The sequence below is a fragment of the Nitrospirota bacterium genome (assembly GCA_023229435.1).
Lineage (GTDB): Bacteria > Nitrospirota > UBA9217 > UBA9217 > UBA9217 > JALNZF01.
The window spans coordinates 73,371-92,174 of sequence record JALNZF010000007.1 but is presented as its reverse complement, the minus strand read 5'-3'; the positions used below and the strand labels follow the sequence as shown (position 1 = coordinate 92,174).

20 protein-coding genes are annotated in these 18,804 nt (G+C 54.2%); 15 read left to right on the top strand and 5 right to left on the bottom strand.

Annotation, left to right across the window (positions count from 1 at the left end; genetic code table 11):
* Positions 1 to 109 precede the first annotated feature (109 nt).
* The 5 genes from M0R70_07400 to M0R70_07380 form a co-directional block, all read right to left on the bottom strand.
* A complete protein-coding gene (locus M0R70_07400) occupies positions 110 to 1,303 on the bottom strand; it encodes an acetylornithine transaminase (GenBank protein MCK9419187.1) in 1,194 nt (397 codons plus the stop codon).
* Between the two features lie 151 nt (positions 1,304 to 1,454).
* Positions 1,455 to 1,676 carry a hypothetical protein gene (locus M0R70_07395; protein ID MCK9419186.1) on the bottom strand — a complete coding sequence of 74 codons (222 nt, stop codon included), beginning with the start codon at positions 1,674 to 1,676 and terminating at the stop codon, positions 1,455 to 1,457.
* Positions 1,677 to 1,813: 137 nt separating this feature from the next.
* Complete coding sequence (locus M0R70_07390) at positions 1,814 to 3,010, bottom strand: DUF401 family protein (protein ID MCK9419185.1); 1,197 nt, start codon at positions 3,008 to 3,010, stop codon at positions 1,814 to 1,816.
* On the bottom strand, positions 3,007 to 3,807 hold the full coding sequence (locus tag M0R70_07385; protein ID MCK9419184.1) for an energy transducer TonB: 801 nt from the start codon (positions 3,805 to 3,807) through the stop codon (positions 3,007 to 3,009). The genes M0R70_07390 and M0R70_07385 overlap by 4 nt, the downstream gene beginning before the upstream one ends.
* 241 nt (positions 3,808 to 4,048) lie before the next feature.
* Entirely contained in the window at positions 4,049 to 5,098 is a 1,050-nt protein-coding gene (locus M0R70_07380) for a methionine synthase (GenBank protein ID MCK9419183.1), read from the bottom strand.
* A 283-nt stretch (positions 5,099 to 5,381) separates the two neighbouring features.
* Between M0R70_07380 and M0R70_07375 the strand changes: the two genes are divergently transcribed.
* From M0R70_07375 to nrfD (M0R70_07305), 15 genes are all read left to right on the top strand, one after another.
* Positions 5,382 to 6,524, top strand: coding sequence for a PDDEXK nuclease domain-containing protein (locus tag M0R70_07375; GenBank protein MCK9419182.1), 1,143 nt, complete (start codon positions 5,382 to 5,384; stop codon positions 6,522 to 6,524).
* Complete coding sequence (locus M0R70_07370) at positions 6,511 to 7,524, top strand: HNH endonuclease (protein MCK9419181.1); 1,014 nt, start codon at positions 6,511 to 6,513, stop codon at positions 7,522 to 7,524. Before M0R70_07375 ends, M0R70_07370 begins: the two co-directional genes overlap by 14 nt.
* Before the next feature lie 503 nt (positions 7,525 to 8,027).
* A complete protein-coding gene (gene queF, locus M0R70_07365; GenBank protein ID MCK9419180.1) occupies positions 8,028 to 8,387 on the top strand; it encodes a preQ(1) synthase in 360 nt (119 codons plus the stop codon).
* Between the two features lie 123 nt (positions 8,388 to 8,510).
* Positions 8,511 to 8,861: a TatA/E family twin arginine-targeting protein translocase gene (locus M0R70_07360; protein ID MCK9419179.1), complete on the top strand. Its 351-nt coding sequence runs from the start codon at positions 8,511 to 8,513 to the stop codon at positions 8,859 to 8,861.
* The gene (gene tatC, locus M0R70_07355; protein ID MCK9419178.1) at positions 8,854 to 9,654 is read left to right on the top strand and encodes a twin-arginine translocase subunit TatC; all 801 of its coding nucleotides are present in this window, start codon (positions 8,854 to 8,856) and stop codon (positions 9,652 to 9,654) included. Before M0R70_07360 ends, tatC begins: the two co-directional genes overlap by 8 nt.
* Before the next feature lie 311 nt (positions 9,655 to 9,965).
* Positions 9,966 to 10,457: a molybdopterin-guanine dinucleotide biosynthesis protein B gene (mobB, locus tag M0R70_07350; GenBank protein MCK9419177.1), complete on the top strand. Its 492-nt coding sequence runs from the start codon at positions 9,966 to 9,968 to the stop codon at positions 10,455 to 10,457.
* A gap of 658 nt (positions 10,458 to 11,115) precedes the next feature.
* Positions 11,116 to 12,399, top strand: a complete 1,284-nt coding sequence (gene hemL, locus M0R70_07345; GenBank protein ID MCK9419176.1) for a glutamate-1-semialdehyde 2,1-aminomutase — start codon at positions 11,116 to 11,118, stop codon at positions 12,397 to 12,399.
* A 130-nt stretch (positions 12,400 to 12,529) separates the two neighbouring features.
* On the top strand, positions 12,530 to 12,775 hold the full coding sequence (locus M0R70_07340) for an AtpZ/AtpI family protein (protein ID MCK9419175.1): 246 nt from the start codon (positions 12,530 to 12,532) through the stop codon (positions 12,773 to 12,775).
* On the top strand, positions 12,772 to 13,221 hold the full coding sequence (locus M0R70_07335; GenBank protein ID MCK9419174.1) for an ATP synthase subunit I: 450 nt from the start codon (positions 12,772 to 12,774) through the stop codon (positions 13,219 to 13,221). Before M0R70_07340 ends, M0R70_07335 begins: the two co-directional genes overlap by 4 nt.
* Positions 13,222 to 13,257: 36 nt before the next feature.
* Positions 13,258 to 13,734: a cytochrome c3 family protein gene (locus tag M0R70_07330; protein MCK9419173.1), complete on the top strand. Its 477-nt coding sequence runs from the start codon at positions 13,258 to 13,260 to the stop codon at positions 13,732 to 13,734.
* Positions 13,731 to 14,519, top strand: coding sequence for a 4Fe-4S dicluster domain-containing protein (locus M0R70_07325; protein ID MCK9419172.1), 789 nt, complete (start codon positions 13,731 to 13,733; stop codon positions 14,517 to 14,519). Before M0R70_07330 ends, M0R70_07325 begins: the two co-directional genes overlap by 4 nt.
* A gap of 2 nt (positions 14,520 to 14,521) precedes the next feature.
* Positions 14,522 to 15,775: a polysulfide reductase NrfD gene (gene nrfD / locus M0R70_07320; GenBank protein ID MCK9419171.1), complete on the top strand. Its 1,254-nt coding sequence runs from the start codon at positions 14,522 to 14,524 to the stop codon at positions 15,773 to 15,775.
* Between the two features lie 151 nt (positions 15,776 to 15,926).
* Positions 15,927 to 16,442, top strand: a complete 516-nt coding sequence (locus M0R70_07315) for a hypothetical protein (GenBank protein MCK9419170.1) — start codon at positions 15,927 to 15,929, stop codon at positions 16,440 to 16,442.
* A gap of 18 nt (positions 16,443 to 16,460) precedes the next feature.
* Positions 16,461 to 17,387, top strand: coding sequence for a 4Fe-4S dicluster domain-containing protein (locus tag M0R70_07310; GenBank protein MCK9419169.1), 927 nt, complete (start codon positions 16,461 to 16,463; stop codon positions 17,385 to 17,387).
* A gap of 11 nt (positions 17,388 to 17,398) precedes the next feature.
* Complete coding sequence (nrfD, locus tag M0R70_07305; protein ID MCK9419168.1) at positions 17,399 to 18,640, top strand: polysulfide reductase NrfD; 1,242 nt, start codon at positions 17,399 to 17,401, stop codon at positions 18,638 to 18,640.
* Positions 18,641 to 18,804 lie beyond the last annotated feature (164 nt).

Sequence of the window (18,804 nt, the reverse complement as noted above, 5' to 3'; positions counted from 1 at the left end):
AGGAAGTTGACAGCTCATAGCTGATGGATAAATAGTGCTAATGTACGATGGTGAGTTGAGAACTGTTCGCTGTCAGCTATGGGCTATCGACTATGAGCTGCTTCTCAGGTCACCGCTTCGCGAAGATCCGGTCAAGCGCCTCGATAAGGAGGTCGATCTCCTCCTCGGTGACGATGAGCGGCGGCATGAACCGCAGCACGGTATCCATGGTGCAATTGATCAGCATGCCTTCCCTGATGCCGGCGGAGACGATCTCCTTGCCGTTCACGTCAAGTTCCATGCCGATCAGGAGTCCCTGCCCCCGGACGTCCCTCACAAAAGAATATTTTTGTTTCAGGTTCTCAAGACCCTGTTGGAAATAGGCGCCCAGTTGGACCACATTCGGGATGATGATGTTGTCCTCGATCAGGGCTTCGATCGAGGCAATTGCCGCGGCACAGGCCAGCGGATTGCCGCCGAAGGTCGAGCCGTGGGTCCCGGGCGTGAATGCCTGGGAAACCTTGTCCGTGGCAAGGAGCGCGCCGATCGGCATGCCTCCCCCGAGCCCTTTCGCGAGCATGACGACATCGGGTGTAATTCCCGCATGCTCATACGCGAAGAACTTTCCGGTCCGGCCCATGCCGGTCTGGATCTCATCGAGCATGAGCAGCATGTTGTTCCTGTCGCAGAGGTCCCGGAGCTCCTTCAGATAGGCCGGCGCCGGCACGATCACCCCGCCCTCGCCCTGGACCGGTTCCACGAGCACGGCGCAGGTGTGTTCATTCACCGCAGCTTCGACGGCCGCGACATCGTTGAACGGGACGTACCGGAATCCCGGCACGATCGGCTCGAACCCCTTGTGGAACTTTTCCTGTGCCGTGGCGGACAGGGCACCGTAGGTCCGTCCATGGAACGATCCCCGCATGGTAATGATCTCGAACCGGTCCTGTTTCAGCACCTCCCGGGCATATCGCCGCGCGAGCTTGATGGCGGCCTCGACAGCCTCGGTGCCGGAGTTGCAGAAGAACACCTTGTCCGCGAAAGAATTGGAAACGAGCAGCTTCGCCAGATTGATCTGCGGTTCATTGTGAAAATGGTTCGACACGTGCATCAGCCGCTGCGCCTGTTTCTGGAGCGCCACCACCACCCGCGGATGGCAGTGACCGAGGTTGCATACGGCCACGCCGGTAACGAAATCGAGGTACTCCCGTCCGTCGGAATCGTAGACCTTCGTGCCCCGGCCTTTCACGAGCACGAGCGGCTGCCGGCTGTAGGTATTCATAATGTATTTCTGGGAATCTGACAGTATATCGTTAGTGATCATGTTGACGAAAGTAACATAAATACGTTGAAAAATCAAACGGAAATTATATTGAAACGACGCGGAGGGGAGATGGTTGCGTCATGTGAGGGCGGGAGAGAGCGGATGGGGAGAACCAGAAAGATTTCATAAGCCGGTTGCGGAATACTGCATGTTACAGTCGCATATCGGTGTTCACCATGGGCTCGAACCGTTTGGGCGCATGATTGATGAACTCGTTGAAGTCGGAAACGAATACAATATAGGCATCGACATCAGCGTTGCCGTCCTTTATGAACGGATTGTGCCGGGAGTCCGCGACGGTCTTCATGTCATTACGAAAGGATTCCGAATGCGCCGCCTCGCGTATTTCCTTTTCCGCTGCACGGGAGATCATGGTTCCCCGTCTTACTTTGTGCGTCTGAAAGCGGCTTAACAGCATTGTTATGACGGTTTTGAAGTCCATGGATGATGAAAAATTACTATAAATACGCTGAAAAGGCAAGAAGAATAAGGTGACGGAAATTCAGGCAGTTACACCAGAAACAGTGCGAGGCCGACAAGGAATACGAGCGCGGTCGGAAGGTAGAGCAAACGATAGGTTCCGGCCATGTCGGCCTTGAAGTACCGGATCGTCAGCAGCAGGCAGAGGTGGGTGGGGGAGAGCATCACGCCGGCAAAACCGCTCGCGAAGGCGAAGGTGATTGTGGCCGGGTCCGGATGGCCGCCCATCATGGCCGTGATGATCGGGAAGGTGGCGCCGACGAAGCCGACGGTGAGTCCCGTCAAGAGGCCCACGATGAACGGAAGCGCGAACAGAACAATACCCGTTGGAAGTCCGCTCTGCTCAAAAAAGAGGGGTAAGGCCTCAATGGCGCCGGACGCTTCGAGCATCCCCTTGAACACCATGATGCCGATGACCATGAGCATGACATTGGGCGAAACGCTTTCGCGAAGCGTGGTCCAAAGCTCGCTCCTCGTGTACCGAAAGAATAGAAGCATGGCGACCACGATCATTGCCATGGCAATCGCCAGCGGCAGTTTGAACGCGACAACAAGAACGATCGAGATCGTGATCGGGAGCAGGGACACGAAGAGCGCCTTGAACTCGTTCCAGTCCCGTTTTCCCGCGATGGCCCGGACCGCTGTTCCCCGGAATCCAAGCAGCGCGCCGACGACGATGACCGCGATCGGCAGCGGGAGCTGGGAAAGAAGCAGCTTGTTGGTCGGTATTTTTGTTACCGCGGCAGCCAGCACGATGCCGGGGTAGAGCGGCGAGATATATTCCCAGATGTGCCGGAACCAGTAATTGACAAAGGCCTTGTGCTCCGGCCGCATGTCCGCGTCGGCCGCGGCCTCCTGCACCATGGGCGCCGAGAAGGCCGCCCCGCCTGCCGAGGGCAGGAGGCCGATTACACCGGGCAGCACGGCCATGGCGATACGGCGGTCTCTGGCCACGTTCACGACGGTCTCCATCATGCGTTTGAGAACGCCCCGTTTCCTGATGATGTTCTCGAGCACCATGATGAGAACGAGACCGGTCACCAGGTTTATCGTCACTGGATCGATTGTCGAGTCAAACAGGACTCGCGCCTGTTTTATCGGGCCGAGGAGATAAAGCGATCCGAGGAAGACCGCGCCGAGCAGCATCACCAGGCCGAGGTTCCAGCGAAGGCGCAGAAGGAACACGATGAGAGCGAAGGCTGCGCCTATTTTAATCAAGTCAGTCATCGAATATACCCGGCGCCCAGGTAGAACAGCACGGCGGCGCGAATGGAATACCGCTCCAGATTCCACTCATCGGGGAGCGGCTGGTACGGCGCAGAATCGCGGATCGAGCGGAGCGCCTCGTCGTCCAGTATCTTGTACCCGGACGACTTCAATATCTCCAGTCTGCCGAGAGAGCCGTCCTTCATAATATCGAACAGGAGGTAAAGCGTTCCCTGGTAGCCGGATATTGCCGCGAGCTCGGGATACTGGAGCACGCTCTCGACCTTGACCTTGAGCCAGCGGTTGTAGGACATGAATTTGAATTCGTCCGTATCGAGGGTGACGGAATCATCACCCGGTCTTTTTTTGGGCATGCCTTTGCGCGCGAGCTCGTCGATGTCGTTCTGGGTCAAAAAGGGGAGCGGGCCGGTCTCTTTATGCGGTTTGCTGCCCGTCTTCCCCGTCTTCTTGCCGCGCTCCGCTCCCTCCGGCACCCCGGTGCGCGGCACGGTTTTTGGAAGCTTGACCTCCTCGCTTGTGCCGAATTTCTTTGGCAGGGGCACAGCGCTGGGAGGCAGTGGTTTTTCCGGTTTAAATCGTTCCGGAACAGGAGCAGGAGGAGATGGAGGCACCGGTGTCGGCCGATCCAGCGGCGGCAGCTGGTTGATCTTTTGCTGAGGCAGGTTCACGATCGTAACCGGCGTGATCAGGGGCATCTCCGGATGTGTCGGCTTTATAAGGAACAGAGCCGCGATGACCAGCGCGTGGAGTGCGAGGGAGATGACGAGAAATATCGTGAAGTGTAAACGAAGGGGCATGAGTTGTAATTTCAAAAAGTAAAATGCAAAGTACCAGTAACTGCTCAGGTCAAAACATTGTCCGCAGATTACGCAGATTTCGCAGATCAAGTAGAACCCGACTTATGTTTATAAATCTGCGTCCATCTGCGAAATCTGCGGATACAAGGTTTTTTCTCTGGTGCAACACTCTTGCGGATTCACCTCTGCTGAGTAGTTACCAGTGCACCATGAAGGTTTTGGAGCCAGAACGACGAGTGTGTCATTTTGCAATCAGAATTTGCATCCTGTCCGAAACTTCCCTGAGCAGTCTCAGGATCGCCTCGGCCTTGTCCGGCGTCAGGCTGCCCATGCCGCAGGAAGGAGTGATGAGAGATTGCCGAAGGATCGTTCTACGGTCCACGCCTTCCTTCTCCAGCCGGTTCATGCCCTTATGGAGCGCCGCGATGAGCGTGTCCGCGGTCTCCTTCCCGGTGAATGCGCCGGTGGGCACGACACCCCAGGCGAGCGCGCCTCCGCGGCCGAAGAACTTTTTAATGTCTTCGGGGTAGAGTAGCACCTTTTCCATATATCCGAAGGCGTCGAAATTCACGATGTCCACCCTGGTGTTGAATATCACGGGCCAGTCCGCGTTACCGCAGCAGTGGATGCCGGCAATGCCGTCCAGTTCGTGGATCGTGTCGATGATCTCGTTCAGTTTTTCCGAAACGACCTCGGACGATACGGCGGAGAAGGCCGAGCCGAGGGACTCCATGGCAGGTTCGTCGATAAAGATGATGGTCGGTTTGTTGAACTGTTTCAGCTCCTGGATCTGCCACGCCGCCTTCATGGCGAGCCCCTTGACCACGGCATCAAAGAGCATCTCATTATGAATGATGTCCCTGCCGGTCTCATCCTTGAATGAGGTGCCCGCGGTAAGCGGACCGGTGATGTGTCCCTTGACGAACCGCACTCCCCGCGGAAATCCTTTTTTCATGGCGCGGACAAAAGCGGAGAAGCCAGGGGCATACTCCTCGGTCATTCCGAAAAAACCGTAGTCCTTTGCCAGGTACCGCTCGAAGAATATCTCAAGCGCCGGTGTGAGGTCCCGGGCTGTGTCGAAGAAAACCCTTTTTTTCACGTCATCCACGATCAGTCCCGGCAGGGTCTCGCTGTACTGCGCGTCCATGTGCTCGCGAAAGTCCCGTTGCGGGAGCTGGGGCCAGAACGGCGCTTCAGGCAGGTACTGGAGCGAAAGCGCCGCGGCCTTGTCGGGATCGGAGATCGGAAGACTGCCGATGCCGGTGGCGATGCAGTTGAAGCGACGGGTCATTCTGATCCTCTCTTTCGCACAAGATGATATCGTATCAACGATTATATATTCACCGCCGGGAAAAAACAACTTAAATTAAAAAGTTGACAATTATATCGCTTGAGCAGCCACAGTCAAAGAAAGTTTTTCTCGCCGTTGTTGCTTGCAATTTCAGCCTGATTGTACTACCATCTTTTTACAAATAGGGAGAGGCGGAAAATAGGTTTCGAAAAAAGGAAGTTTTCAACGATCCTAATCTCAGCAACCGATGAAGCGCTTAAGGAGATTCTGCAGAGGATAGGGTATGATAAAAAAGTCAGCCGTAACTCGGCGAAAGACTGCAAAGCCGATTCGCTACGCAGTGCGTAGCGAATTCTATGAATCAGTCGCAGCGGTGCTCCGCACCGCCCGGACCAACATTTACCGGGCAGTTAACTTTGTCATGGTCGAGGCTTACTGGAATATCGGTAGAATGATTGTCGAGGAGGAGCAACAGGGGCAAAAAAGGGCGGGTTACGGCAAGACTCTGATTCCAGCGCTGTCTGAGCGTCTGACCATCGAGTTCGGGGCGGGGTTCGGTGTTACTAATCTGGCTTACTTCAGGCAGTTTTATCTGAGTTTCCCAATTTTCCACACACTGTATGGAAAATCTACAGACGGAGCAGCAGGATTGGCTGAATCTGCAAAAGGTGCTACACCGTGGCACCTATTGACCTGGTCGCACTTCAAGCTGCTTTTGCGTGTTGAAAAATTCGAAGCCCGCGACTACTATGCCCGTGAAGCCGCTGAGCAGAACTGGTCTGTTCGCGCGCTTGAGCGCCAGATCAATTCCCTTTACTTTGAACGTCTCAAGATGAGCCGCGATAAGAAGCCCGTTATCGAAGAAATGCAGGAGAAGACCGCGTTTCTCGCGCCCTCGCCAAAGGATTTCATCAAAGACCCCTACGTGCTCGAATTTCTCGGGCTCAAGGACAACCCCGATTTCCGGGAATCGGACCTCGAACAGGCAATCATCGGCAAGCTGCAGGCATTCATGCTGGAACTGGGCAAAGGCTTCGCCTTCGTCGCCCGTCAGCAGCGCATCAGCACCGACACCAAGGACTTCTTTATCGATCTGGTGTTCTACAACTACCTCCTCAAGTGCTTCGTCCTTATCGACTTGAAAACGGGCGAGCTGGCCCATCAGGACATCGGCCAGATGGACATGTACGTCAGGCTCTACGAGGATAAGTACAAAAGTAAGGACGATAACCCCACCATCGGCATCATCCTTTGCACCGACAAGGACGAAACCGTGGTCAAGTACTCCGTGCTCAAGGAAAATAAGCAGCTCTTTGCCTCCAAGTACAAGCTCTATCTGCCCAGCGAACAGGAACTGATCGAGGAGGTCGAACGGGAGAAGGCGATGATTGTTAGGGAGCGGGGGGCGCGGTATGGAAGCAGATAAAAGGACTCGGCGTGCGGCAGGTGGGGGCAGAGGGGAAGGTGTTATTTCAAGCCCACTCATGCTTGATACCTGGCTTATAAAACTTGCAAACCTGCGTGTGGATAGGGCATCGAAAACCCCCGCACCTCATAAACCGCTGCTGCTATTGGCGATTCTCGATCAAATCGAACAAGGAGCAATTCTTTCCAACATCATTCGTTTGACCCCAGAGCTGGCGTTTCGCTTCCTTGGTTATTGGGAAGTCGTCAGTTCAAGAGGGCGAAACGTAGGCCGCGTTGAGCTCCCGTTTTTCTATCTGCGAAGCGACGGCCTTCTCCGACACATTGCCTATCCGGGATTGGAAGCCGCACTCGAAAGTATCAGGCCGACTTCTGTCGAGCTGCTGAACCGTGTCGTCTCTCACGCGGAAATGCCAGAAGAGTTGTTTAGTCTGATGCAGAATAAAGCCAGCCGGGATATTGCCCGACGGATTTTGATTTCAGGCGACTGGTTTTTTCCATCAGAAAAGATCAAACTCGAAGCTATGCTTGGACTCGAACAGACAAACAACGATCCAGCTCCAGCGACTGGCGCTGTTCCTGAATCGGAAGAGAGTAAACAGGGTCGTGACATAAAGTTCCGTCTTCAACTCATTCCGCTTTATCGCTATTCCTGTGTGCTTTGTGGCATGAAGGTACTGCTCCCATCAGGTGTAACGATGGTTGAGGCCGCCCATATACATCCGTTTTCCGCCAGCCGAAATGATGATATCTCTAATGGTATGGCACTCTGCCGTAATCATCATTGGGCTTTCGATCAGGGGCTATGGACACTTGGGGTGGACTACAAAGTTCTCGTTGCTACAGGAAGATTTTCTGAAAATGCGCCCAAGCAAGTTTCATTGTCTGAACACAGCGATCGGCAAATTGATTTCTCGTGGATAGACTCCGCGCATTGGCCGAGTCAGATCAGCCTCGAGTGGCACAGGAAAAACAAGTTCATCGGTGCTCTAAATATTTAACCCGATGATTCGCCGCGCGCCCTTTCTTGTCGTGCATCACCTCAGCCGTTACATTGACAAACTCCGGACTTTTCACTAAAGCAAATGGTACGCTGCTAAACAAAACCGTGCTTTGGCGAAGACTCTGTTTACTTCGGCCTTCTTATCTCAAACAACATACTAAGCCCCGGATTTATAAGTGCCAGGTCTATATTGTTGTATTTTGAAAAGATAGGATGATATGGCTGATACACTATTCACTCCGTTAGAAAGAAATGCTAATTCGTGATGGCATCTACATAATAAGTATGAGGAGTTTGGCGGCAAGAAATCAATATTAACAATAGATACTGTTTTTTAACCGAGTAAACACTCGGCTATTGAGGCCGAACACTCGATGATCTTATCGCCCTTGTCGACCGGCACAAGATAATCCCACAGCAGCCCCGCCTCGAGCGGGGGCTGCGGTCACAACGCCGATTTTCATCTTTACACGTCATTCTAAACCCTGTAATATGGCTCTCATGAAATACGGAACCAAGGCCGTCAAACAGGCGAAACTCGAGTTGTGGCCCAATCCCAATCCGGACCGGGACTACACCATCGACATATCCTATCCCGAATTCACCTGTCTCTGTCCGCGCTCCGGCTATCCCGACTTTGCGACCATCAGGATCACCTATACGCCAGGCAACAAGGTGGTGGAGCTTAAGGCGCTGAAGCTCTACCTGAACAGCTTCCGTGACCAGAGCGTTTCTCACGAGGCCGTGACAAATCTGATCTTCGACGCGCTCAGGAAGAACCTTAAACCGCGGGCACTGGAAGTGGTGGGCGATTTTAACGTTCGGGGCAATGTGAAGACCATCATCCGGGTCGCGATGTGATCAGCACGGAATGGATAGAGTTTCCCCGATAGGATCTTTCGGGGACAGGCTCCGTGCGGAGTGCGGAGTACAATTACTGGTTAGCCGCAGGTATCAGCCTTCAAGAAAAATGAGGAGAAAGCCATGTTCGGTCTTGGAATACCGGAACTGATCGTTATCTTCGTTATCGCTCTTGTGGTCTTCGGTCCGAAAAAGCTGCCGGACCTGGGCAAGTCCATCGGCCGCGCCATGTCAGAATTCAAGAAGGCCCAGCAGGAATTCCAGGAATCAGTGCAGTCTGAAATGAAAGAGGTCCAGAAGACCGCCAACCTGGACGAGCTCAAAAAGCTCGGCAATCTCGCTGATCAGTCTCTCTCCAGGGAGATCAATGCCGCGACGTCCGCGGAGCCGCGCAAGGATGAGCAAAAGACCGGATCGGGACCTGAGCAAAAGCCGGAGCAAAACAAGGGCGGGGAGGCCCATGGGAATGGCTGAACCGGACCAGGGGATGTCGTTCTGGGGCCATCTGACGGAGCTCCGGAAAAGGATCGTTTACATCGCGATCGCCATCGGCATTGGATTCCTCATCTGTTTCAACTTTTCAGAGGATATCCTCGGACTCTTGTTATTGCCGATGAACTCAACGATGACGTATCACGCGACCTTTCCCTTCCTGCATTTTGAACCCAATAAAACCACCCAGGACCTCTATTTTACCACGCTTATCGAGCCCATCATGTCTCATTTGAAGATCGGGTTCATTGCCGGCATCATGCTCATGGTCCCCGTTATTCTCTACCAGGTATGGAAGTTCATCTCACCCGGTCTCTTGCCGCGGGAACGGAAATACGCCGGCCAGTTCGTGTTTTTTGCGACGTTATTTTTCTACCTCGGCGTCATTTTCTGCTTCCTTCTGCTTCTGCCCTTTACCGTCCCGTTCCTCATCACCTACAAGACCGAGCATTTGAAGGCGATCATCAAGTTGGGGGACTACATCGACTTTACCCTCAAATTCATGCTCGGCGCGGGCGCGGTGTTCGAACTGCCTCTCATCATGATCCTGCTCGGTCGCATGGGGATCATCAGCGCCGATGTCCTCGCCAGGTTCCGGAAGTATGCTTTTCTCATTTCCTTCCTCATCGGCGCCATCATCACGCCTACCCCGGATGTGTTCAATATGACGCTCATGTCCCTGCCAATTTATATACTCTATGAGATCGGCATCCTCGGAGTGCGCCTTTTCGGCAGGAGGCGGACGCCGCCGTCCACGGACGTGACGGAGACATAGCAACTGCGGAATGCGGAGTGCGGAATAAAAGTAACTGCTCAGGTCAAAATATTATCCGCAGATTACGCAGATTTCACAGATTAAATCGAATCAGCATTGTTCTGTAATAAAATTGCACTGCTCGAAAACTCCCTCCCTTTCAAGGGGAGGAATAAAGACTGCGAAAATCTAACTGGACAAGTCTGAAATCGAATTTGAATTATGTTTTATGAAATCTGCGCCCATCTGCGAAATCTGCGGATAAAAGGGTTATTCTCTGGTGTAACACCCTTTTGGGTTCAGATGTACGGAGTAGTTACAAGGAAAAAAGAATGCGGATTGTCTCTTTTGTCGCCGCGTCATCGAACAGCGGCAAGACCACGCTCATAGAAAAAGTGGTGAGAATCCTGAAAGGCCGCGGTCTGCGTGTGGCTGTGATCAAGCATACGTCGGCGGGATTCGACCTCGACATACCGGGCAAGGACTCATGGCGCTTTCAGCAGGCAGGGGCCGATACGGTCATCCTTTCGGGACCGGGCAGGGTGGCGCTCATGCGGAAGATCGAACAGGAACCGACCCCCGATGAGCTTGCGAGGATGGCAGGGGATGTTGACATCGTAATCACCGAGGGATTCAAAAAAGAGGTGAAGAACAAGGTCGAGGTCTTTCGGCAGGGTGTCTCGGGTGAATACCCTTTTTCGCTGAACGACCCATCCTGTCTCGCACTGGTGAGCGATCAACCATTCGATGTTTCGATCCCTTGTTTTGATCTCAACGATGCGGAAGGCGTGGCGGATCTTATCGTCCGCGCGATCGCGACGTGAGAAGCATGTTCATGCAAAGTAACTGCTCAGGTTCAAAGTTCCAGGACTTCGACGAGACTTCGACGAGCTCAGTCGAGTCGCTCAGTCGAGTCGTTCACGGACTTCGGCGAGCTCAGTCGAGCCGTTCAAGGTTTGAAAGCCGTGATGATCGAACGATTTGAAGAGTAGACATCTCTGAACCAATTCCAAAATGATAGATTCAAAGACTTCGGCGATCCCTTCGGTAGTGAGCTAACAGGTTGCTGAAAAAGTCATTAGAGTGGTTCGACAAGCTCACCACGAACGGATAAAGAACAACAATTTCAATGCCCGTTCCGTTCGCCGTTCTGAGCGCTCTGCTGAGCGAAGTCGAAGCACCGTCGAAGGGTAAACGGAACGTTTTTCAGCAGCCTGCTAAGGGCCGAACTGCTCAGCCGAGTCGCTCCGGCATTGTTTGTTCAGCCTAAACCTTGAACGGCTCGACTGAGCTCGCCGAAGTCCTTGAACCGTGAATCTGACAACCCGGGCAATTACCATGCAAATTATGATTGTGATATAATGTTTACTTGTAATTAGCCCTTAAAATCCAACATTTTCCATTGACATTCAGAGCGGTTTTTCATATTTTATGAAGAACCTTTTTCGGGTTTAGATGTTCCCTGTATCGAAAGGAGCATGCATGTCAGGAGCGAGATCAAGAAAACTGTTCGAAGACGCGAAAAAACATATTCCCGGCGGAGTGAACAGCCCGGTGCGCGCATTCCGCTCCGTGGGCGGCGCGCCGATCTTTATCAAGAAGGCAAAGGGATCGAAGATCTACGACGTCGATAACAAGGCATACATTGATTACGTGCTTTCGTGGGGTCCGATGATCCTGGGGCATGCTCACCCGAAAGTAATCGCGGCGCTCAAGCAAGCCATCGTACGCGGCACCAGCTTCGGCGCGCCCACGGAACTCGAGACAACGCTCGCGAAGATGGTCAAGAAGGCCGTCCCCTCCATCGAAATGGTGCGCATGGTGAGTTCCGGCACCGAGGCCACCATGAGCGCGATCCGCGCGGCGCGCGGATTCACAGGCCGGGACAAGATACTCAAGTTCGACGGCTGCTACCACGGTCATGCAGACAGCCTGCTCGTGAAGGCAGGGAGCGGCGTGGCCACCTTCGGCCTTCCCGACAGTCCCGGCGTTCCCGCCGACCTCGCGAGACTTACGCTGACGATCGCGTATAACGACATTGCCGCGCTCAAGGAGATGATGGTCCGCGAGGGCCAGCGGATCGCCTGCATCATCGTTGAACCCGTCGCGGGCAACATGGGCTGCGTAGTGCCCGAGCCGGGATTCCTCCAATACCTGCGCGACGTCTGCGACAAGTACGGCATCGTGCTCATCTTTGACGAAGTGATGACCGGCTTCCGCGTTGCCTACGGCGGCGCGCAGCAGCTGTATAAGATCAAACCCGATCTGACCTGCCTCGGCAAGGTGATCGGCGGCGGACTCCCGGTCGGCGCTTATGGCGGCAAGTTCGAGATCATGCAGAGGATCGCGCCCATCGGTCCCATCTACCAGGCGGGCACGCTTTCGGGCAACCCGCTGGCCATGACCGCGGGCATCGAGACGCTGAAGGCCCTCTCAAAACCAGGCGTATACAAGACGCTCGAAAAAAACGCGGCGGACCTCGAAAAAGGACTTCGCGCCGCGGCAGCGGAGGCAGGAGTGCCGGCAACGTTCAACAGGGTCGGCTCGATGTTCACCTGTTTCTTCACGGACAAGAAGGTGAGGGACTTTGAGAGCGCCAGGACCTCGGACACTGCGCGGTTCGGAAAGTTCTTCCTGGGTATGCTCAGGAACGGGGTCAACCTCGCGCCTTCGCAGTTCGAGGCCGCGTTCCTGTCCCTGGCCCATACCAAAGCGGACATCGGCAGAACGATCGAAGCGGCGAGGAAGAGCTTGAAGGGTTTGTAAGACAGGGAAGCACTAAAAAGCAAGCACCAATTTCAAATAACGAAACTCCAAACGTTTCGTGCTTGGATCTTTGATCATTGATTACTATTTGGGATTTGGTGCTTGGAATCTGGAATTTGGGTTTTGTCGTATGGATGATAAAGACCGTAAGCTTATCCGTTTGGCCGGCGTGCTGAGCACTGTGGGCTTGACCCTGGTGTTCGCAACGGTGATCGGTCTGTACGTCGGGCTCAAGCTGGATGCATGGCTCGGCACGTCTCCCTGGTTCACGGCGATCTTTCTCTTCATCGGCATCGGCGCGGGATTCAGAAACCTGTTCATGTATTCCAAAAGAAGCCAGGAGACGTTCGACAAGAGCGACAAGGACAAGAAATGACAACCGATGAAACTCAGCTCCGGAAACAGGCGGTGGACGCCATCCTCAAAGGCGTGGCAAAAAAAACAGCCCTCATCGTTTCCATTGCCTCTGCGGGTGTCGTGGTTTTCTCGGTGATCCAGAAAACCGCGCAGCCCTGGTGGTTCCTTTCCGCGAGCGTTCTGTTCGGCGGGGCGCTCGGTTTGCTGAACTTCCGGTGGCTCGCACGCTCCGTTCAGCGGGTGTATCTGCGGCAGGGTGCAACGCCCGCGGGATCGAGCTTCGCGGTGGTGATCATCAGCCTGTTAAAGCTTTCGCTCATATTCATCATCCTTTTCGTTGTCATTAAATGGCAGCTTCTCCATGTCTTTGGTCTGGTGGGCGGGCTGTCACTCTGCTTTCTGGCGATTCTCTGGGAAGGGTCAACGATGACACAGGAGACGTCCAAGAGCAGTGCGCAGAAATGAAGAAACGTGGAACAACATTCGTGAAGGAGAGTCAGCATGAAGAATCATATTTTTAGGCCGCTATTCGTGTTTATCGGTATCGTTCTCCTGGTACTTCTGGCCAGGATCGTACTGGTCCCGAAGGATTTCGGCGTTGGGGAGCGGGGATACATGTATGGATGGCACCGTCTGGGGAATGAGGAAGAGTGGAAGAACACGATCACCAAGGTAAAGTACCAGGGCAGTGAGTACTGCAAGGACTGCCACCCGGACAAGTACGACAGCATCGGCAAGACGCCGCACCGGATCATTCAGTGCGAGAATTGTCACGGGCCCGCCATCGACCACCCGTCGGACCCGCCCAAGCTCGAGATCGACAGGAGCAGGGAGCTCTGTCTCCGGTGCCATTTCCCGCTTCCGTATACCTCAAGCGGACGCGCGAAGCTAAAAAGTATCGATCCGGACACGCACAATCCTGATAGTGAATGCTCGTCGTGCCACAATCCGCATAAACCGATGGAGGGCTTGAGATGATATCGCGCAGGAATTTTCTGAAAAAGACGGCTCTCGGGATCGCGGGAGCGTCGCTTCCCCTGGCTGCCCTGAAGATCGTGGACCCTGAAAAGCTGTTCGCCGAGGTGGCTGCAGAGACCACCTCTGTGCGATGGGTGTTCCTGGTGGACACTTATAAATGCGTGGGATGCGGGCTCTGTGTGAAGGCCTGCAAGCGTGAGAACGAAATTCCGTATGATGCAAACGTGACCCGGACCTGGGTCGAGCGGTACGTTCTGACAAAAAAGGGGAGGATGTATGCGGATTCTCCCAAGGGGGCCCGCGACGGCTTTACGACCGCTCTGATAGACCAGAATGCGAACGGACTCAGGGACATCAGCAAGGAAGGCATCGAGAAGGCGTTCTTTGTGCCGAAGCTCTGCAACCAGTGCGAAAATCCTCCGTGCGTCCAAGTCTGCCCCGTGGGCGCCACCTACCAGGCGCCGGACGGCGTGGTGCTGGTTGACCGGACGTGGTGCATCGGTTGTGGCTACTGCGTCATGGGATGCCCTTACGGGGTACGGTTTTTCCATCCCGCATCCCATACCGCCGACAAGTGTAATTTTTGCTATCATCGGATCACCAAGGGCTTGAAGACAGCCTGCGTTCAGGCCTGTCCGTTCGGGGCGCGGCAGCTCGGCAATATCAAGGACCCCAATGACCCGGTGACCAAGGCCATTAGGACGCAGCGGGTCGGGGTCCTGAAGAGCGAATACGGCACAAAACCGCAGGTCTATTACATCGGGCTGGATGAGGAGGTCAGATAGCCATGGTACATGGAGAAATTTGGACCATCAAGGAGTTATTTGTTGCGCCGAACGAGTATATTTACTGGAGCATCCAGATCGTGATGTATCCCTTCATGACAGGTCTGGTGGCCGGGGCATTCGTGCTGTCGTCACTCTACCATGTTTTCGGCATCCAGAAGCTCAAGGACATGGCGCGATTCGCCCTCGTGTTCTCTTTTGCCCTGCTCTTTGCGGCCCCGATGCCGCTCCTTCTTCATCTCCTCCGGCCCGAGAGAGGGCTCTATGTATTTTTTACCCCTCACTTCACCTCGGCCATCGCGGCCTTCGGAATCGTATTCTTCACCTACGCCGCCATCGTGGCATCGGAACTCTGGTTCCTGTACCGGAAACACCTGGTCGGGGTCTACCTGACGCTGAGAGGAAAGCAGGATAAGACGATCGCGGAGCGGATCAAATATCTCATTTTCTCCGCCCTGACGCTGGGCGTCACTGATGTCAGCGAAGAGGCACTGCATCGCGACGAGAAGGCCATCAAGTTTCTCGCGGGACTCGGTATCCCCGTTGCCTGTTTTCTCCATGGCTACGCGGGGTTCATCTTCGGCTCCGTCAAGGCAAACGCCCTCTGGATGACGCCGCTCATGCCCGTTATCTTTATCATGTCGGCCATCGTGTCGGGAATCGCTTTGTGCATGCTGACCTACGTCGTTACCATGGAGATACGGAAATTCCTGGCTTCGCGCAAAAAAGCCGTCCATGGCCGATACCGGACCACGGAAGATATCAAGAGCGCTGAGATCAGTGTCATCCAGATGACCTCAAAATACCTGCTGGTGTTCCTGGTGGCCGCCATCAGCCTTGAGATGCTGGACCTCATTTTCCGGGGATATACCGCCATGAAGTCATGGGACGTTCTCCGAAGCGTCATCTACGAACGCGACTTCGCCGGCATTTTCATCCTTCAGTATGGTCTCGGGAACCTTGTTCCGCTCATTCTTCTGCTGATACCGGGGCTGACCCTGCGCAGAACGGTTATCGCTGTTCTGCTCGTGCTCATGGGTGTGTTCATGATGCGGTGGAACGTCGTTATCGGCGGCCAATCATTTTCGCAGACATACGCAGGTTACATGCACTATCAACTGCCGATCGTGCCCCATGACCTGGAAACCGCGAAGGAGGGCTTGGTGGGAGCGCTCGGCATTTTCATCATGCCCTTCGCGCTGTTCTGGGTGATCGACAAGATCTTTCCGGTGTTCGACTATGAGCCCACACCGTAAGCACTCAAATGCAAGGTCGAGACCAGGTAAACGGTCCCTGTATATAAAGCAAAATTATAATTATACGTTGCAATATGCTCCGGGCGATATTATAGTAAGATTTCAAAAGATGATGTAATGGATCTTCACCTGTCGAAAGCGATGAGATGCCATGAATAAAAACAAAGCAGGTTGGTTTATCTGTATTATGACAATTCTGACGATCACCGGGATCCCGCTGATCGCTCGCGCACAAGAACATGATATTCCGAAGAAGTTCTTTGTTCCGCCGCCTCCGTTTACTCCCGGCATCTTCCCCTGTTCCCAGTGCCACGCGGGGATGCCCGTAAACCGGCAACCCCGAAAACTGGAACAAATGCATCAGGACATCGAGCTGAAACACATGCCCGGCGGCTGGTGCTTCGACTGTCACAATCCGGACAACCGGGATACCTTGCGGCTTGCGAACGGGAAACGGGTCAGTTTTGAAGAATCCTACATTCTTTGCGGCCAGTGCCACGGCACGATCCTCCGCGAATGGAAAGCCGGACTCCATGGCAAGAGAACGGGAATGTGGAACGGCGAGAAGCAATACCTCCTGTGTGTCCATTGCCACTGGCCGCATGAGCCGCGGTTCAAGCCTATCAAACCGCTGCTGCCGCCGGTGAGGCCGTCCGAAATCAAGTAGAAACTGACGAGGCATATCATGGGAAAAATAAAAAAAGACCGCGAGGGCATCCATTTCGACCGGAGGACCTTTCTCAAGGGGACGGCACTGGGACTGGCGGGGACAGCGCTCCCGCTGAACAAGGCCGATGCTTCGTTCTGGGAAGCGTTCTTTCAGAAACACTTTCGGGAACTGAACGATGCGGAGATAAAGAAGGTCCTTGAACGGCTGGAAATAGAGTACGAGCAAAAATACAAAAAGGCGATCAAGGTAGGCAATGAGAAAGAACTGCCGGGAGTTCTTTTCGGTTACGGCCTCGATCTTTCGCGGTGCATCGGCTGCAGAAGATGCGTGTACGCCTGCGTGGATGAGAACAACCAGTCCAGGGACCCGCAGATACACTGGATAACGGTCCTTCGATTTAAAAAAGGTGAAAAATGGGTAGACCTCGAAGAATCGGAAAAATACTACAATCCCGAACTGGTCCCCGAGCCCGATTATTTTTATATGCCTGTCCAATGTCAGCAGTGTGAGAACCCCCCGTGTGTAAAGGTCTGTCCGACGCAGGCAACGTGGAAGGAGCCGGACGGCATCGTGGTCGTGGATTATAACTGGTGCATCGGCTGCCGGTACTGCATGGCCGCCTGTCCGTATGGAGCGCGCCATTTCAACTGGGCCGAGCCGAAGCTGAAGCCCGAAGAGATCAATCCGCAGACACACTATCTCGGCAACCGCCCGCGTTCCAAGGGCGTGGTCGAGAAGTGCACGTTCTGTATCCAGCGGACGCGAAACGGGCGGTATCCCGCATGCGTGGAGGCCTGTCCCGTGGGGGCCAGAAAATTCGGCAACCTGCTCGATCCGAACAGCGAGATCCGTTACGCCATCGAGCATAAACGGGTTTTCCGGCTGAAAGAGGACCTGAATACCAATCCCAAGTTCTACTATTTCTTCGCCTACGGCGTGTAGGAGGCGCACTTATGGGCCACATGATAAAGAATTTTTTCATCGCCTTGCGTCAGATATTCGTCGGGGACTGGACCTACTATCTCTGGGTCGCGTTCCTGTCCTTCTTTATCCTTCTGGGTGTCAGCGCCTATGTTGACCAGTTGCATCGCGGGCTCATCACGACGGCCATGCGGGACCAGGTCTCCTGGGGGTTGTATATCTCGAACTTTACCTTCCTCGTGGGCGTCGCGGCAGCAGCGGTACTGCTTGTTGTTCCGGCCTACCTGTATAATTTCAAGCCGATCAAGGAAATCGTGCTCTTCGGCGAACTGCTGGCCATCACCGCCATCATCATGTGCCTCATGTTCATCATGGTCGACATGGGCCAGCCGTTGCGCGCCTGGCATATACTGCCGGTCATCGGCGCCATGCATTTCCCCGCGTCACTGCTCGCCTGGGACGTGGTCGTCCTGAACGGCTATCTTGTCATCAACGTGATCATTGCATTTTACGTGCTCTACCGGCTTTCGATCGGGAAGGAGTACAGCATGGCCGTGATCGGGCCGCTCATCATTCTGTCCATACCATGGGCGGTGAGCATCCATACCGTGACGGCGTTCTTATACAACGGGACATCGGCCAGACCCTTCTGGAACGCGTCGATCCTTGCTCCCCGGTTCCTTGCATCCGCCTTCTGTTCCGGACCCGCCATCATGCTGATCCTCTTTCAGATCATCAGAAAGCGCTCGGAGGTCGAGATCGATAACCGGGCGATCTTCAAGATCGCAGAATTGATCGCCTACGCCATGGCCATCAATCTGTTCCTGCTGGGCTCGGAGATGTTCAAGGAATTTTACTCAGGAGGCATCGATTCCTATTCCATGACCTATCTGTACTTCGGCCTCCATGGGAAAACAAGCCTTGTCCCCTGGATGTGGGCCGCGACCCTGTTTAATATCACGGCATTTTTTATTTTTCTCTTTCCGAAGACCCGAGAGAATTTCACGACGCTGAACATCGGATGCATTCTCATCATTATAGGGATATACATAGAAAAGGGAATGGGACTCGTGATGCCGGGGTTCGTTCCCGATACCCTCGGGGAGATCTATGAGTACTCGCCGAAAATGTCGGAGATCATCGTGACCATGGGGATCTGGGCGGCGGGCGCGCTTCTCTACACCCTCCTGCTCAAGTTTGCGGTGCCGATCTATACGGGAAAACTGAGGTTCGAAATAAAAGCGCCGCCGGGTTGCCGGTCTTCGTTATCGTAAAGGAATAGAGGAAAAACACTGGAATGAAGGGCCATGGTTGTTCTTCGGAGTTTTAGAGGGAGAGCGTCCGGCTTGCTGTGCAGGGCAAGGAGTTTGTCTGAATGACGGCGTGAAGCATATGACCGTCCTCGATCCATGATACGGCAAGCCCGTCCTTTACTTCC

Excerpts from the sequence above, each read along its gene's own strand:
- M0R70_07360 (MCK9419179.1), top strand. The coding sequence starts at position 8,511 with ATGTTCGGTCTTGGAATACCGGAACTGATCGTTATCTTCGTTATCGCT.
- mobB (MCK9419177.1), top strand. The coding sequence starts at position 9,966 with ATGCGGATTGTCTCTTTTGTCGCCGCGTCATCGAACAGCGGCAAGACC.
- hemL (MCK9419176.1), top strand. The coding sequence starts at position 11,116 with ATGTCAGGAGCGAGATCAAGAAAACTGTTCGAAGACGCGAAAAAACAT.
- nrfD (MCK9419171.1), top strand. The coding sequence starts at position 14,522 with ATGGTACATGGAGAAATTTGGACCATCAAGGAGTTATTTGTTGCGCCG.
- M0R70_07385 (MCK9419184.1), bottom strand. The coding sequence starts at position 3,807 with ATGCCCCTTCGTTTACACTTCACGATATTTCTCGTCATCTCCCTCGCA.
- M0R70_07315 (MCK9419170.1), top strand. The coding sequence starts at position 15,927 with ATGAATAAAAACAAAGCAGGTTGGTTTATCTGTATTATGACAATTCTG.
- M0R70_07310 (MCK9419169.1), top strand. The coding sequence starts at position 16,461 with ATGGGAAAAATAAAAAAAGACCGCGAGGGCATCCATTTCGACCGGAGG.
- M0R70_07375 (MCK9419182.1), top strand. The coding sequence starts at position 5,382 with ATGATAAAAAAGTCAGCCGTAACTCGGCGAAAGACTGCAAAGCCGATT.
- queF (MCK9419180.1), top strand. The coding sequence starts at position 8,028 with ATGAAATACGGAACCAAGGCCGTCAAACAGGCGAAACTCGAGTTGTGG.
- tatC (MCK9419178.1), top strand. The coding sequence starts at position 8,854 with ATGGCTGAACCGGACCAGGGGATGTCGTTCTGGGGCCATCTGACGGAG.
- M0R70_07340 (MCK9419175.1), top strand. The coding sequence starts at position 12,530 with ATGGATGATAAAGACCGTAAGCTTATCCGTTTGGCCGGCGTGCTGAGC.
- M0R70_07400 (MCK9419187.1), bottom strand. The coding sequence starts at position 1,303 with ATGATCACTAACGATATACTGTCAGATTCCCAGAAATACATTATGAAT.
- M0R70_07380 (MCK9419183.1), bottom strand. The coding sequence starts at position 5,098 with ATGACCCGTCGCTTCAACTGCATCGCCACCGGCATCGGCAGTCTTCCG.
- M0R70_07330 (MCK9419173.1), top strand. The coding sequence starts at position 13,258 with ATGAAGAATCATATTTTTAGGCCGCTATTCGTGTTTATCGGTATCGTT.
- M0R70_07370 (MCK9419181.1), top strand. The coding sequence starts at position 6,511 with ATGGAAGCAGATAAAAGGACTCGGCGTGCGGCAGGTGGGGGCAGAGGG.
- M0R70_07335 (MCK9419174.1), top strand. The coding sequence starts at position 12,772 with ATGACAACCGATGAAACTCAGCTCCGGAAACAGGCGGTGGACGCCATC.
- M0R70_07325 (MCK9419172.1), top strand. The coding sequence starts at position 13,731 with ATGATATCGCGCAGGAATTTTCTGAAAAAGACGGCTCTCGGGATCGCG.
- M0R70_07395 (MCK9419186.1), bottom strand. The coding sequence starts at position 1,676 with ATGATCTCCCGTGCAGCGGAAAAGGAAATACGCGAGGCGGCGCATTCG.
- nrfD (MCK9419168.1), top strand. The coding sequence starts at position 17,399 with ATGGGCCACATGATAAAGAATTTTTTCATCGCCTTGCGTCAGATATTC.
- M0R70_07390 (MCK9419185.1), bottom strand. The coding sequence starts at position 3,010 with ATGACTGACTTGATTAAAATAGGCGCAGCCTTCGCTCTCATCGTGTTC.